This window comes from Pseudomonas vlassakiae (assembly GCF_014269035.2).
GTDB classification, from domain to species: Bacteria; Pseudomonadota; Gammaproteobacteria; order Pseudomonadales; family Pseudomonadaceae; genus Aquipseudomonas; species Aquipseudomonas vlassakiae.
In genome coordinates this window covers 1-14,733 of the sequence record NZ_JABWRP020000031.1, presented here as the reverse complement: position 1 = coordinate 14,733, position 14,733 = coordinate 1, and the positions used below count along the sequence as shown (strand labels likewise).

General features: G+C 63.0%; 14 protein-coding genes and 1 tRNA gene. 5 read left to right on the top strand and 10 right to left on the bottom strand.

Translation table 11 applies throughout. The features are described 5' to 3' along the window. Window positions 1-9: 9 nt before the first annotated feature. From HU738_RS24975 to HU738_RS24960, 4 genes are read left to right on the top strand one after another with little or no spacing between them, the layout of a single operon-like run. A complete protein-coding gene (locus tag HU738_RS24975; protein ID WP_186604753.1) occupies window positions 10-1,107 on the top strand; it encodes an AI-2E family transporter in 1,098 nt (365 codons plus the stop codon). Between the two features lie 3 nt (window positions 1,108-1,110). After that, the gene (locus tag HU738_RS24970) at window positions 1,111-2,625 is read left to right on the top strand and encodes an efflux transporter outer membrane subunit (protein WP_186604751.1); all 1,515 of its coding nucleotides are present in this window, start codon (window positions 1,111-1,113) and stop codon (window positions 2,623-2,625) included. Next, window positions 2,622-3,713 carry an HlyD family secretion protein gene (locus HU738_RS24965; protein ID WP_176506883.1) on the top strand — a complete coding sequence of 364 codons (1,092 nt, stop codon included), beginning with the start codon at window positions 2,622-2,624 and terminating at the stop codon, window positions 3,711-3,713. Before HU738_RS24970 ends, HU738_RS24965 begins: the two co-directional genes overlap by 4 nt. Further along, window positions 3,703-4,713 (top strand): DUF2955 domain-containing protein, encoded by a 1,011-nt coding sequence (locus HU738_RS24960; protein WP_186604749.1) that lies wholly within the window; start codon window positions 3,703-3,705, stop codon window positions 4,711-4,713. The genes HU738_RS24965 and HU738_RS24960 overlap by 11 nt, the downstream gene beginning before the upstream one ends. Here the strand turns inward: HU738_RS24960 and HU738_RS24955 are convergent. Then, window positions 4,710-6,431: a SulP family inorganic anion transporter gene (locus HU738_RS24955; protein WP_186604747.1), complete on the bottom strand. Its 1,722-nt coding sequence runs from the start codon at window positions 6,429-6,431 to the stop codon at window positions 4,710-4,712. The genes HU738_RS24960 and HU738_RS24955 overlap by 4 nt on opposite strands. A 524-nt stretch (window positions 6,432-6,955) precedes the next feature. On the opposite strand from HU738_RS24955, the gene HU738_RS24950 reads away from it, so the two are divergent. Beyond that, entirely contained in the window at window positions 6,956-7,225 is a 270-nt protein-coding gene (locus HU738_RS24950) for a hypothetical protein (protein ID WP_225923532.1), read from the top strand. A gap of 94 nt (window positions 7,226-7,319) precedes the next feature. Here the strand turns inward: HU738_RS24950 and ychF are convergent, their stop codons facing one another. The 9 genes from ychF to HU738_RS24905 form a co-directional block, all read right to left on the bottom strand. Continuing rightward, window positions 7,320-8,420: a redox-regulated ATPase YchF gene (gene ychF, locus HU738_RS24945; protein WP_186604745.1), complete on the bottom strand. Its 1,101-nt coding sequence runs from the start codon at window positions 8,418-8,420 to the stop codon at window positions 7,320-7,322. Between the two features lie 22 nt (window positions 8,421-8,442). Further along, entirely contained in the window at window positions 8,443-9,027 is a 585-nt protein-coding gene (gene pth, locus HU738_RS24940; protein WP_009686183.1) for an aminoacyl-tRNA hydrolase, read from the bottom strand. A gap of 81 nt (window positions 9,028-9,108) precedes the next feature. Next, window positions 9,109-9,708 carry a 50S ribosomal protein L25/general stress protein Ctc gene (locus HU738_RS24935; RefSeq protein WP_054887457.1) on the bottom strand — a complete coding sequence of 200 codons (600 nt, stop codon included), beginning with the start codon at window positions 9,706-9,708 and terminating at the stop codon, window positions 9,109-9,111. Window positions 9,709-9,828: 120 nt separating this feature from the next. Next, window positions 9,829-10,770: a ribose-phosphate pyrophosphokinase gene (locus tag HU738_RS24930; protein WP_003247410.1), complete on the bottom strand. Its 942-nt coding sequence runs from the start codon at window positions 10,768-10,770 to the stop codon at window positions 9,829-9,831. Window positions 10,771-10,818: 48 nt separating this feature from the next. Beyond that, window positions 10,819-10,893, bottom strand: a tRNA-Gln gene (locus HU738_RS24925). 20 nt (window positions 10,894-10,913) lie between these two features. Further along, the gene (gene ispE, locus HU738_RS24920; protein ID WP_186604743.1) at window positions 10,914-11,774 is read right to left on the bottom strand and encodes a 4-(cytidine 5'-diphospho)-2-C-methyl-D-erythritol kinase; all 861 of its coding nucleotides are present in this window, start codon (window positions 11,772-11,774) and stop codon (window positions 10,914-10,916) included. A 3-nt stretch (window positions 11,775-11,777) separates the two neighbouring features. Next, window positions 11,778-12,395 carry a lipoprotein insertase outer membrane protein LolB gene (lolB, locus tag HU738_RS24915; protein ID WP_054887459.1) on the bottom strand — a complete coding sequence of 206 codons (618 nt, stop codon included), beginning with the start codon at window positions 12,393-12,395 and terminating at the stop codon, window positions 11,778-11,780. A gap of 4 nt (window positions 12,396-12,399) precedes the next feature. Next, window positions 12,400-14,112 (bottom strand): tetratricopeptide repeat protein, encoded by a 1,713-nt coding sequence (locus HU738_RS24910; protein ID WP_186604741.1) that lies wholly within the window; start codon window positions 14,110-14,112, stop codon window positions 12,400-12,402. A gap of 237 nt (window positions 14,113-14,349) precedes the next feature. After that, window positions 14,350-14,733: hypothetical protein (locus tag HU738_RS24905; protein WP_217871513.1), on the bottom strand; the 384-nt coding region annotated here is incomplete at its 5' end.

Below are 14,733 nucleotides of genomic sequence, written 5' to 3'. Positions count from 1 at the left end.
AGGTGAAACATGCAGCCGAGTCTGAAGCTGGACAGCGCCCTGTCGAGGGGCCTGCTCGACGTGCTGATCAAGGCGGGCCTGGTGGCCGCCCTGGTGATGTTCTCCTTCCAGGTTTTCCAGCCGTTCCTGGAGCTGATGCTGTGGGCGGTCATCCTCGCGGTGACCCTGTATCCGTTGCATTGCCGCATTCACAGGCGGACCGGCCTGAAGCAGGGCTATGCGGCGACCTTGGTGGTGCTGCTGGTGCTGGTGGTGCTGATCGTGCCGATCTATCTGGTGGTGATGTCCATTGGCGAATCGGTCGACAACCTGGTGACAGTACTCAAGAGCGGCGCCTGGAGCGTGCCGCCGCCGCCGGAGTCGGTGGCGAACTGGCCGCTGATCGGACCGAAAGTGCATGCGGTGTGGCTTGCGGCCTCGGAAAACATGGCCCATGTGCTCAACCAGTGGATGCCACAGCTCAAGGACGCCGGGCGCGCAGTGCTGGGCGCAGCGGCCAGTGCCGGTGGTGCGTTCCTGATGTTTGTTGCAGCGATCGTCGTCTCAGGCATCATCATGGCCTTTGGTGAACGCGGCGAGATTGCCGCGCAGCGTATCGCCATGCGCGTGTCCGGCGAGGACCGCGGCAAACCGCTGGCCAAGCTGTGCACCGCCACCATCCGTGCAGTGGCCCAGGGTGTGATCGGTATTGCCTTCATCCAGATGCTGCTGATCGGCGTTGGTTTCGTCGTCAAGGGGGTACCTGGCGCCGGCATGCTGGCCATCGTCATCCTCATGCTGGGGATTGCCCAGGCGCCGGCGACCTTGATCACCGTGCCGGTGATCCTGTACGTGTTCAATGCCGAGGGCTTCACCTTGGCGACCCTCATCTTCGCCGTCTACACCTTCGTCGCCGGGCTTGCCGATAACGTGCTCAAACCGTTGCTGCTCGGGCGCGGTGTCGACGTGCCGATGCCGGTGGTGCTGATCGGTGCCCTGGGCGGCATGGTGGTCAAGGGCATCATCGGCCTGTTCATCGGCCCGGTGATCCTCGGCGTGACCTATGTGCTGTTCTGGCAATGGGTTGCGCTGCAGGTGCCGGAGCAACCGACCCCGCCTGCGGACTGAGCCATGCCCAACCGCTGCTATGGCTTGGGGCTGCTGATGATTCTGGCTGGCTGTACCCAGGTCGGCCCGGACTTCGAAAAGCCCCAGGACCCATGGCTGGACAGCTGGAACACGCCCCTGCTGGAGCAGGCCGGGCGCTTTGCGCCAGCACCGGACCTGCAACAGTGGTGGCGGGTGTTCGGCGACCCGACACTCGAAGGGCTGATCGCCGAAGCCGACGCCAACAACACCAACCTGCGGGTGGCTGGCTTGCGCATTGCCGAGGCGCGGGCGCAGCTGGCCATCGTGCAGACCGGGCGTTATCCACAGCTGCAGCAATTGAACGCGCAGAGCCTGTACCTGAAGCAAGACCAGTCCGGCACCTCCACCGCCCGTGACTCGGTGTTCTGGCAGTCCAGCGTGGGCTTCGACATCGGCTGGGAGATCGACTTCTGGGGCCGTTTCAGCCGCGCCATCGAGAGTGCCGATGCGGTCTACTTCGCCTCCCAGGCCAACTACGCCGATGCCATGCTGCTGATGCGTGCGCAGGTGGCCGATACCTACTTTGCCCTGCGTACCGCCGAGGCGCGGCTGGATATTGCTCAGGAAAACGCCAAGCGCCAGGAACGCAGCCTGCAGATCACCGAGCGGCTGTTCCGCCACGGCGAGAACGACGAACTCGACTGGCAGCAGGCGCGTACCCAGTACCTGGCGACCCTGGCCACCATTCCCGAGTTCGAGAACCAGCTCAACGCCTTGCGCAACGTGCTCTGTTCGCTGCTCGGCCGGCCACCGGGCCCGCTGCCCGAGCTGCAGGCGCGCCACGGGCAGTTGCCGCTGCCGGACCGCGCGGTGCTGCAGGACGTGCCGGCCAGCCTGCTGCAGCGGCGCCCGGACATCCGCGTCGCTGAACAGGCAGTGGCGGCGCAATCGGCGCTGGTGGGCGTGGCCGAAGCAGACCTTTATCCACAGCTGAGCCTGCTGGGCAGCATTGGCTGGACCTTCCTGTCGACCAGCCACCTGCCCAACACCTTCGACCTGGCGGCGGGGCCGAGCCTGATCTGGAACCCGTTCGACTATGGCCGGCGCAAGAATGCCGTGCGGGTCGAAGACGCTCGCCTGCAGCAATTGATCGAGTTGTATCACCAGAGCGTGCGCGAAGCGGCGCACGAGGCCGACGATGCTGCCAGCGGCCTGGTGCGCTCGCTGCAAAGCGCCAGCATTCGCCAGGATGCCTCGCAGGCCGCCCAGCGTTCGCTGGCCCTGGCCAGTTCGCAGTACCAGGAAGGCTTTGCCGACTTCCAGCGCGTGCTCGACGCCCAGCAGCTGCTGTTGCAGCAGCAGGACGGCTACCTGGTCAGCCGGGGCAATGCGGTGAGCAGCCTGGTGAGCTTGTACAAGGCGCTGGGCGGCGGCTGGGACAACAACCGCAAACCGATCGACCCTGGCACCCGCCAGAAGATGCAAAACCGTACCGATTGGGGCGACCTGCTCGACGATCCGGCCCCCACCGACCCCGCACAAGGTGAACCGAAATGAGTGATGCTGCGCAGAAGCCGCCAGCCCCCGATCGCGGCATGCGCTGGGTGTTGATCCTGATCGCTGTCAGCCTGGTCTGGTACCTGCTGGCCGACCGTTTCACGCCCTACACCCAACAAGCCCGGCTGCAGGCCTACGTGGTACCGGTGGCCGCCGAAGTGGCCGGGCAGATCAAGCGCGTGGCGGTGGGCAACAATCAGGAAGTGCGCCAGGGCGATGTGCTGTTCGAACTCGACCAGGAACAGTACCGCATCGCCCTGGCCCGCGCCGAAGCCGACCTGGACACCGTGCGCCGGCAGATCGGCGCCAGTACCGCCGGCATCGACTCGGCCCAGGCCGCGCTGGTAGCGGCCCAGGCCAACGAACGCAAGGCGCGCCAGGATGCCGAGCGGCTCAAGCGCTTGATCGATGAAGACCCGGGCACGGTATCGGTGCGCCGCCTCGAAGGGGCGCAGGCCACCCGGGACCAGGCCGTCAGCCAGGTGGCAGCCGCCCGCGCCGAGGTCGAACGGGCCCGTGAGCAGCAGGGCGGGGCCGACGCCGATAACGCTCAACTGCGCAGCGCCGCGGCCAACGTGGAAAAGGCGCGCCTGGACCTGGCCCGCACCGTGGTGCGCGCCGACGCCAACGGCTTGATTACCGACCTGCGCACCGACGTGGGCCACTACGTAGGTGCCGGCAGCCCGATGATGACCCTGATCGCCATCCACGACGTGTGGATCAGTGCCGACATGACCGAGAACAACCTCGGCCGCCTGCGCCCCGGCGCGCCGGTGCTGGTGGTGCTCGATGCCTTGCCCGGCACCGTGCTGAAGGGGCAGATCCGCAGCATCGGCTATGGCGTGAGCGTCGGCCAGCCTGCGCCCCCTGGGACCTTGCCAACCGTGCAGAACAGCCGCGACTGGCTGCGGTCGGCGCAGCGCTTCCCGGTGATCGTCGAACTCGACCGTGATCAGCTCAAAGACAAGTCCGGATTGCGTGTGGGCGGCCAGGCCGAAGTCATGGCCCTGCCCAGCGAAGGCAACCCGTTGAACCTGCTGGGTCGCGTGTTCATGTGGCTGATGAGCTGGCTGTCGTATGCCTATTGAGCTGCGCCGCCTGCGCGCGCTGCGCCTGGCCTGGGGCGTGGCGCTGTGCCTGGCGACCAGCTTTGGCCTGGGCTTGCCGGTGCCGATCCTGGCCCCGGTGTTCGCGGTGCTGTTGCTGGCCATGCGCAGCGAGCCGCTGCCGATCAAGGCGGCGCCGGCACTGGCGATCCTGGTATTGCTCAGTTGCGGCAGCGGCCTGTTGCTGATTCCGCTGCTGCGCCATGCTCCGGTGAGCGGGGTGCTGCTGGTCGGCGTGGGCGTGTTCCTGGTCTTGCGCTATGCGCTCAAGGGCGGCAATGGCCTGCTGGCCAATCTGCTGGTGATTGGCCTGACCATGATCGCGGCGGCCGGCACCAGCGATTTCACCCTGGCGCTGTCGGTGGTCGAAGCCTTGTCCAAGGGCATGCTCTTGGCCGTGCTGGGGAGCGCGTTGGCCCATGTGCTGTTTCCCGAACCGGCCGGCGCGCCTGCGCAGCCGTCGCCGCCCTTGCTGGACAGCGCGGATGTCGGCTGGGTTGCCCTGCGCGCCACGCTTATCGTGATGCCGGCGTTTCTGCTGGCGCTGATCGCCCCGGACCAGTTCATGCCGCTGATCATGAAGGCGGTGAGCCTGGGGCAGCAGGCGGGGGAGACGCGGGCGCGGCATGCCAGCCGCGAGCTGATCGGCTCGACCTTGCTGGCTGGGGTACTGGCAATGCTGGTGTGGGGCGCGTTGAGCCTGTTCGCTCACCTGTGGATGTTCTTCCTGTGGGTGCTGCTGGTGGTGCTCTGGCAGGCGCGCAGGCTCTACCGCTCGGTGGACACGAAGCAGAGCCCGGCCTATTGGGTGAGTTGCCTGACCACCCTGCTGATCCTGCTCGGGCAGTCGGTGCAGGACAGTGCCGGCGGGCAGGATGTGTACAAGGCCTTTGCCGTGCGCATGGCGCTGTTTTTTGCGGTTTCTTTGTATGCCAGTGCCATGTTGATCTGGATCGACCGGCGCCGGGTTCGGGCGACCTAAGGCTTCCAGTCAATTCCGGTATCCGCCAGATAGGCATCCACCGCAGCCCCGACAGTGGGGTGAAATGCCTTCTCGCCCATATGCTCGAACAACTCGAAGCGCTTCATCTTGTCCTTCACCGGGTCTTTCATCTCGGCAAACTGCAGCTCTACCCCCCGGGCCTCCAGCGCCCGATCCAGTTCGGCAAGCATGTCCGCCGAGGTGATATCGATGCTGGTCACCGGCTCCGCTGCAATCACCAGCCGCTGCACCGGGGTCGGTGATTCATCCACCGCCGCCAGCACCGTGTTCTGGAACTGTTCGGCGTTGGCAAAGAACAGCGGCGCATCCCAGCGCAGCAGCACCAGCCCCGGAATCCGCCGGGCCTGTGGATAACGCTTCACGTCATGGTAGCCACGGGTGCCATCGACTCGCCCGAGCACCGCGTAATGCGGCCGCCAGCCGTCCCACAAGAATTCGATCACCGATATCGCCACGGCAATGCAGATACCCGGGATGGCACCGAACACCGCGACGCCGACGAAGCAGGTGAACGACAGCCAGAACTCCCATTGCTGCATGTGGAAGATACGCTTGAGGTCGGCGAACTCGAACAGCCCTAAAGCCGCGGCGATCACCACGGCGGCCAAGGCGCTGTTGGGCAGGTATTGCATAAGGTTGGGCGCGACCAGCAGCAACACGGTCACCGCCAGCGCGCCAATGATGCCGGTCAATTGGGTTTTTGAGCCAGCCGCTTCGGCCACCGGTGTACGTGACGAGCTGCTGCTGATGGGGATGCCCTGGAACAGGCCGGAGGCCAGGTTGGCCACACCCAGGCCGAACATTTCCTGGTTCGGGTTGACCGGGGTTTTCAGCCGCGCGGCATAGGAGCGTGAGAGTACGCTGGTGTCGGCAAACGACACCAGGGCCACGGCAATCCCGCCCAGCACCACTTCGACCAGGTCGATGTCGCTGACCCACGGGAAGACCAAGCTCGGCAGGCCCTGGGGTAACTGGCCGAGCACCTTGACGCCCATCTGATCGAGGTTGAACAGGCTCACGGCGAGGGTTGCCAGCACCACGGCGATCAGGATGCCCGGGATGCGCTTGAAGGGTTTGAGTAGCAGGATCAACACCAGGCTGCCGGCCCCAACGATGAAGCTTGGCCAGTGCCCATTACCTGCCAACAGCGCCTGGATCAGGTTCCAGACGTCGCGCAGCGGCCCCTGGCTGTCAACTTTGATGCCGAACAGCTTGGGCAACTGGCTGATCAGCACGGTGAGCGCGATGCCGTTCATGTAGCCATAGCGGATCGGCTTGGACAGCAGCTCGGTGATGAAGCCCAGGCGCAGCAGCCCGGCGATCACGCAGAAGGCGCCGGCCACCAGGGCCATCAGGCTGGCGATGGCAATGGCGCGCTGTGGGTCGCTGGCGGCGTATTGCACCACCACTGCCAGGATCGGCGCGGCCAGTGCCGAGTCCGGGCCGAGCACCAGGATGCGGCTGGGGCCGAACAAGGCATAGGCCAGCAGCGGGATGATGGTGGCGTACAGGCCGTAGATGCCCGGTACTCCGGAGGCCTCGGCGTAGGCGATGCCGACCGGCACCAGCATGGTGGTGAGCACCAGGCCGGCGGCGATGTCCTTGGGCAGCCAGGCGGGTTGGTAGTGCAGCAGGGTGGCCAGGCCTGGGAGCCAGCGTTGCCAGGCGAAGTACGGAGGGGGCGGCGTGTCATGCATGGAAAAGGCTCCTTGGAGGAGGGCGCATGAACCGCTTGGGTGCCCTTCTGAAACTCAGCTTAGATGCAGAAATCTGGGGCCGCTGTGCGGCCCTTTCGCGACACAAGGCCGCTCCCACAAGTACTGCGAAAATCTCAAGATAGCGCTGTACTTGTGGGAGCGGCCTTGTGTCGCGAAAGGGCTGCAAAGCAGCCCCGGCAATCCCTCAGAAGTAAGACAATTCCGAACCTGAAACCAAATGCTTCAGTTCAAGATAGCTTGGGAATTATCCTACGCACGCCGCTGCCGTTTCTCTGTTGTGGATGCAGAGGATCAGGGCTAATTTCCCCGGGTCGTCGCGGTTTGACGACCGGGTGTGAGAGCCCGGCAGCGCATCGTGCCAGTGTCATGGCAGCCGTTCGTGGGCAGGCTTCGGCCTGGCCGGAATTCCGATGTTCGCCGGTCTCTCACCCCGCGTTCGGCTGCCACCCTGATTCTGTGAGAGGAAGTGGGTGATAGCTCCGTACACTGAACTCGGAGAAATCATGATGAAGAAGCTTGTTCCCGATCCACCCGCTAAAGTTGCCTCCCACTCGTTCTACACCATCAACAAAGACATGCCCTCACCCGAGGCATTGCTCTATGTCATCCAGTTGCTGCGCGGGATTGAAGACACCCTCGACGAATACATCTGCGGCAATGCCGGCGAGCCGGGTATCGGTATGCTGGTCAACAGTGTGCATAACGTGCAGATGGGGAGGGCGTTGGCTGAATTGGTACTGACCCGGGAGGCGGGAGAGATCACGTGGCATTAATGCCGGACGCTGTCGAATGGCATGTGTGCCCCACAAAACAAAACCCCTTGAAGCCATGGGCCTCAAGGGGTTTGTCAGTGCTGCAGGCTGCTGCTTAGACGTTAAAGCGGAAGTGCATCACATCACCGTCCTTGACGATGTAGTCCTTGCCTTCCAGGCGCCATTTACCGGCTTCCTTGGCACCGCTTTCACCCTTGAACTGGATGAAGTCGTCATAGGCCACCACTTCGGCGCGGATGAAGCCTTTTTCGAAGTCGGTGTGGATCACGCCAGCGGCCTGCGGGGCGGTGGCGCCGACGCGTACGGTCCAGGCGCGCACTTCCTGCACGCCGGCAGTGAAGTAGGTCTGCAGGTTGAGCAGTTCGTAACCGGCGCGGATCACGCGGTTCAGGCCAGGCTCTTCCAGGCCCAGGGCCTCGAGGAACATGTCTTTCTCTTCACCGTCTTCCAGCTCGGCGATTTCTGCTTCGATCTTGTTGCACACCGGCACCACGACCGCGCCTTCTTCCTCGGCGATGGCCTTGACCACGTCCAGGTGCGGGTTGTTGTCGAAGCCGTCTTCGGCAACGTTAGCGATGTACATCACCGGCTTGCTGGTCAGCAGGTGGAAGCCACGGATCATGGCCTTCTCGTCGTCAGCCATGTTCTTCATCAGGCTGCGCGCTGGCTTGCCTTCGGTGAAGTGCGGGATCAGCTTCTCCAGGATCGCCTTTTGCGCCAGCGCATCCTTGTCGCCGCCCTTGGCGTTGCGGGCAACCTTCTGCAGTTGCTTTTCGCAGCTGTCGAGGTCGGCGAAGATCAGTTCGAGGTCAATGATCTCGATGTCGCGCTTGGGGTCGACGCTGTTGGAAACGTGGATCACGTTCTCGTCTTCGAAGCAGCGCACCACGTGGGCGATGGCGTCGGTCTCGCGGATGTTGGCGAGGAACTTGTTGCCCAGGCCTTCACCTTTCGACGCACCGGCCACCAGGCCTGCGATGTCGACGAATTCCATGGTGGTCGGCAGGATGCGGTTAGGCTTGACGATTTCCGCCAGCGCCGCCAGGCGCGCATCGGGCATCGGCACGATGCCGCTGTTCGGCTCGATGGTGCAGAAAGGGAAGTTCTCCGCCGCGATGCCAGACTTGGTCAGGGCGTTGAACAGGGTGGACTTGCCGACGTTGGGCAGGCCGACGATGCCGCAATTGAAACCCATGGGTATTCCCCTCTCTAGGAAATCAGGCCTTCTGGCTGTGCAGCTCGCGCATGGCCTTGGCGAAGTCGCCAGCCAGCACGTCCGGCAGCACGCCGAGGGCAAAATCGATGCTGGCGTCGAGCTTCTCCTGCTCGGCGCGCGGCGCGCGGCCCAGGACGAAGTTGGAGACCAGTTTGGCGTCGCCCGGGTGGCCAATGCCAAGCCGCAGGCGGTGGAAGTCGTTCTGGTTGCCGAGCTGCGCGATGATGTCGCGCAGGCCGTTGTGCCCCCCATGGCCGCCGCCGCGCTTGAGCTTGGCAACGCCCGGAGGCAGGTCGAGTTCGTCGTGTGCCACCAGGATCGCTTCCGGCTTGATGCGGAAGAAATTGGCCAGTGCCGCCACGGCCTGGCCGCTGCGGTTCATGTAGGTGGTGGGGATCAACAAACGAACGTCGTTGCCTTGATGGCTGAACTTAGCCGTCAGGCCGAAATACTTCTTGTCAGCAGTCAGCGATACACGCTGGGCACTGGCAATGCGTTCAACGAAAAGAGCCCCTGCGTTATGCCGGGTCTGTTCGTATTCGGGGCCGGGGTTACCCAGGCCAACGATCAACTGGATGGCGGTCACGTCAGGGGCTCTTCCTTGGAGTTGGTGGGTTAGAGGGCGCGGGGCGCACTGTAACCCGATCAACACCGGCGCGCGAGTGGATTACTCGGCAGCGCCTTCTTCAGCAGCTTCGGCGGAAACGCGCGGAGCGTGAACGTTGGCAACAGCTTTGTCATCACCGTGGGCCAGAGCGACGAACTCTACGCCTTTCGGAGCTTTCAGGTCCGACAGGTGGATGATGGTGCCGATTTCGGCGTTAGCCAGGTCGACTTCGATGAACTCTGGCAGGTCTTTGGCTTCGCAGGAAACTTCGATCTGCGATTCAACGTGCGAGATCTCGCCGCCTTTCTTGACCGGTGCTTCTTCGTTGATGAAGTGCACTGGAACAACAGCGGTCAGCTTCTGGCCAGCAACGACGCGAACGAAGTCGGCGTGCATGATGAAGCCTTTGGCTGGGTGGCGCTGCATGGCCTTGACGATGACGTTCTGCTTGGTGCCGTCGACGTTCAGTTCGATAACGTGGCTGAAGGCAGCTTCGTTTTCGAACAGCTTGGCGATTTCCTTGGCCACGATGGTCAGGGATTGAGCTTCTTTATCGCCACCGTATACAACGGCAGGGATGCTGGCGGAGTGACGCAGGCGGCGGCTCGCACCTTTCCCCAGGTCAGTACGCGCTTGGGCGTTCAGGATGAAATCAGTCATTTTGCTTCTCCAAAATAGCCTCCCGAATGGCGTTTGCGACCAGCGCCAGACGGGGATGGCAAAAAAGCCCCGCCCCAACAAATGCTGGGGCGGGGCGCTTCATATCAACACGTGTTCCGCTTAGCGGAACATCGCGCTGATCGATTCTTCGTTGCTGATGCGGCGGACCGCTTCAGCGACAACCGGTGCGATATCCAGCTGGCGGATACGGTCACAGGCTTGAGCGGCGGCAGACAGCGGAACGGTGTTGGTCACCACCAGCTCGTCCAGTACCGACTTCTCGATGTTCTCGATCGCGCGGCCCGACAGGACAGGGTGCGTGCAGTAGGCGTAAACCTTGGCAGCGCCGTGCTCTTTCAGGGCTTTGGCCGCGTGGCACAGGGTGCCGGCGGTGTCGACCATGTCGTCTACCAGGATGCAGGTGCGCCCTTCGACGTCGCCGATGATGTGCATGACCTCGGAGTGGTTAGCTTTTTCGCGGCGTTTGTCGATGATGCCGAGGTCGACGCCCAGGGACTTGGCAACGGCGCGTGCGCGCACAACGCCACCGATGTCCGGGGAAACGATCATCAGGTTCTCGAAACGCTGGTCTTCGATGTCGTCGACCAGTACGGGCGAGCCGTAGATGTTGTCGACCGGGATATCGAAGAAGCCTTGGATCTGGTCAGCGTGCAGGTCGACGGTGAGAACACGGTCGATACCCACGACAGTGAGCATGTCAGCAACGACTTTGGCGCTGATGGCTACACGTGCCGAACGCGGACGGCGGTCCTGGCGGGCATATCCGAAGTAGGGAATCACGGCGGTGATTCGGGATGCTGAGGAGCGGCGGAAGGCGTCGGCCATCACTACCAGTTCCATCAGGTTATCATTGGTCGGGGCACAGGTCGGCTGAATAATGAAGACGTCTTTACCGCGGACATTTTCATTGATCTCAGTACTGATCTCACCGTCGGAGAATTTACCGACAGAGACGTCACCGAGAGGGATATGCAGCTGACGTACGACACGCCGAGCCAGATCGGGGTTAGCGTTCCCCGTAAAGACCATCATCTTGGACACGCGCAGTACCTGAAGGCTGAGGGTATACCTGGATGAGTATAAGGAAAATGGCAGGGGCGGCTGGATTCGAACCAACGCATGGCAGGATCAAAACCTGCTGCCTTACCGCTTGGCGACGCCCCTGTATCTGTTGCTGCGAACGCTTATGCGCTCGACTTCTTGACCAGACTTTGCAGCTTGCGATGCAACATCGAAATATTGCTTCCTTTCGCCACAAACCCTGTTTGGGTCGCTGAAAGAAGGGCCAGAACTGTATCAGCTTCGGCTTTGCTTGGGAAGGCCCCAAACACACAACTTCCAGTGCCGGTTAGTCGAGCCTCTGTGAATTTACCCAGTGAATTCAGCGCGTTGCGAACTTCTGGATAATTCTGCTCTACCACCGGTTGGCAGTCATTTCGACTGTTTCCCTTGGGAACGGGGCGCATCTTAAGGGGGAGGGAATCACGTGTCAACTGTGGATGTGAAAAAATTTCTACTGTGCTGACAGACACTTGCGGCACCAGGACGACATACCACGGCTCTTCCGGGTCGACCGGGGTCAGTTGCTCACCGACGCCCTGGGCAAAGGCGGCATGGCCCCGGACGAACACCGGCACATCGGCGCCCAGGCTCAAGCCCAGCGCGGCCAGGCGGTCTTCGTCCCAGTCCAGCTGCCACAGGTGGGCCAGCGCCAGCAGCGTGGTCGCCGCATCCGAGCTGCCGCCGCCGATACCGCCGCCCATGGGCAGTACCTTGGTCAGCCAGATATCGGCACCCAGCCGGGTGCCGGACTGTTCCTGCAATTTACGCGCGGCGCGCACGATCAGGTTGCTGTCGTGGGGCACGGCTTCGATTTCGGTATGCAGGCGGATCACGCCGTCTTCGCGCAGGGCGAAGCTCAGCTCGTCGCCATGGTCGAGAAACTGGAACACGGTTTCCAGCTCGTGGTAGCCGTCGGGGCGGCGACCGATGATATGCAGCCACAGGTTGAGCTTGGCCGGGGCGGGCAGGGTGAGCGTGTGCATGGATCAGTGCCCCAGCTGGCGCGGTTGCCAGTCCTTGACCACCAGGGTCACGTCGAGGTCTTTGCCATGCAGCTTCATGCGTTCCGGCAGCCAGTAGCCGTTCTGCTCGGTATAGCTCAGGTACTGCACCTGCCAACCATCCTGGTCGAGGCTGGCCAGGCGGCTGTCGCCATCCAGGGTCAGCTTGCTCTTGCTGTCGGGGGCGGGTAGGCCGCGTACCCACCAGACCAGGTGCGAGACCGGCAGCTGCCAGCCAAGTTGTTCTTCCAGCAGGGCTTCGGGGCTGCCGGCTTCATAGCGGCCCTGGTTGGCCACTTCCAGCACCACGCCACCCGGGCGGCCAGTCAGGCGAGCCGCGCCGCGGCCGAGCGGGCCGGCCAGGCGGATGTCGTAATAATCCTGGCGCTGCAGCCAGAACAGCGTGCCGCTGCCGGAGTCGCGCGGGGCGCGGATGCCGACCTTGCCGTTGATCTGCCAGCCGTCAAGGCTGCTCAGCTGCTCTTTATGGGCGCGCCACTGCTGTGGGTCGCCGTGGCCCTGCAAGGCCTCACGGCTACCGAAGCCGGCACAGCCGGCCAGCAGGGCGATCAGGGTGAAGGTGATGCAATGGCGCAGAAACATGGCGTTAAAGAGTCTCGGATCCGGTCAGGCGCAGGAGGGTCTTGCGCAGGATGGGGCTGTCGGCCTGGGCTTCGAAGCCTTTGGCCCAGACCTGGCGGGCTTCGCGGCGCTTGCCGTTGGTCCACAGGACTTCGCCCAGGTGAGCGGCCACTTCGTGGTCGGGGAAGCGGGCAAAGGCCTGGCGCAGGTAGTTTTCAGCCTCTTCGAGGTGGCCCAGGCGATAGTTGATCCAGCCCATGCTGTCGAGCACGGCCGGGTCGTCCGGGGTCAGCTGGTGGGCCTTGTCGATCAGTGCCTTCGCTTCGTCGTAGCGGGTGGTGCGGTCGGCCAGGGTGTAGCCGAGGGCGTTCAGCGCCATGGCGTTATCCGGCTCGCGGGCGATGATGGCGCGCAGGTCCTTTTCCATCAGCGGCAGGTCATTGCGCTTTTCGGCGAGCATGGCGCGGGTATAAAGGAGGTTGAGGTCGTCCGGGTAGCGCTTGAGGGCTTGCTGCAGCACCTGGTCGGCCTGGGCGTCCTTGTTGTTGTTGCTGTAGCTTTCCGATTCGATCAGGTACAGCTGCACCGCGTAGTCCGGCTGCGCTTCGCGGGCCTCGGCGAGCAGGCGCGAAGCCTCGGTGCCGCGGCCGTTGGCGATAAGGATGTCGGCCTGGCGCAGTTGCGCCGGCAGGTAATCCGGGCCGTTGCCGACCAGGGCGTATTCGCGCAGGGCGCCGGCCGGGTCATGGCGCTCTTCGGCGATGCGGCCCAGGTTGAGGCGGGCGGCGTCGACGTTGCTGTCGCGCTCGATCAGCTCGCGCAGGTAGACCTCGGCCTCGTCCCAGTCCTTCATCTCCAGGCACACCAAGGCCAGGGAGTAACGCGCTTCGTCGTCATCCGGATACTGCTGAACCAGGCTGAGGAATTCGGCCTTGGCGTCGGCCATGCGGTCCTGTTCGACCAAGGTGCGCGCATAGGTCAGGCGCAGGCGCTTGTCATCGGGGTTGTCACGGATTGCCCCGCGCAGCAACGGCAGCGCTTCCGGCCCACGGTCCAGGGCCTGGAGCAGGCGGGCGCGCAACAGGATCGGGGCGATTTCGCCATTCTGCGACGGGTGCGCTTCGAGCAGGTCGAGGGCTTGCTGGGCCTTGCCGTCCTGGTTCAGCAGCAGTGCCTTGCCGAATACCAACTGGCTGTTGTCCGGGTATTTGACCAGCAGGCGGTCGAAGCTCTGCATCAGGCCGTCGCGGGTGCTCTGGTCGGTTTCGGCGGCGGACAGGGCGAGGAAGTCGAAGTGGGTGTCACCCTGGCCTTGCAGCACCTTCTCCATATAGGTCATGGAGTCGTCGTAGCGGCCGGCGCGGGCCAGCTGAATGGCGGCGGCGCGCTGGGCGTCGAGGTTCTCAGGGTCGTTCTTGGCCCAGATCAGCGCGCTGTCCAACGCCGGTTCGTCGGCGCCGAGGTATTCGGCAATCCGGTAGGCGCGCTCGGAAACGCCCGGGTCCTGGGTCTTCTCGGCCTGGTCGGTGTAGTTGGCCAGGGCGATGTCGAAGCGGTTGCGCTGCCCGGCAAGTTCGGCCACCAGCAGGCTATAAAGGGTGTCTTGCGTGAACGACCCATATACCACGGGCTTCTTCGCCTCGGCCTCGGCGGCGGGAGGCTCGGCCTTTTGCGGGGCCAGGCTCTGGCAACCCTGGAGCAGGGCGAAGGCAAGCAGCAGTGCGTAGGGTCTGTTCATAGAGAGGCTTAAAAAGACTAACCGGCGGTCGGAGCATGATGACACAAGCGCGAGGGCAAACCCACCTGCGAAGGTCGTGGTTTACAGCTTGGTGGTGCTAGGTCGGACAGCGGGGTAGGTGAGAGGTTCGGTGGTGTAGATCGCCCCGCTGATTCGGTTGTTGGGGGGAATGCTCGCCTCGTTGAGCATTACAGGTTACTGCTTGAATTTGTCACTGTCGGCGCGACAGAGCGAGATTCAAATGAAATGCTGGCATGCGTGAAGCAGCAGTAATGCTAAAAATAATGCCAGGTTGAAGATGACGAGTCTGCATAGTCGTTTTCTCATTCGGGTGGGCAGCTGATCAACTTCATTAAGGTTTATCAGGCCCCGGCGTGCATACGCATCTGGGAAAACTAACATGAGCGATAGTGCCCCAAATCGAATGATTTTTCCCGTCAGGCCAAATTTAGAATATAGCTTTCTGTTGTCGCTGATGATTTTACTGTTTGGTAACAGAGATTCGATCTGGTCGGTGTCGCGATGTGATAAATAGAAAGTTACAGATAGTGAGATGAAAATCGCGGTAAATAGGATGGCGTAGGCCGCTCCCAAAGAAAGTTGGGTCGTGGTCACTTTATT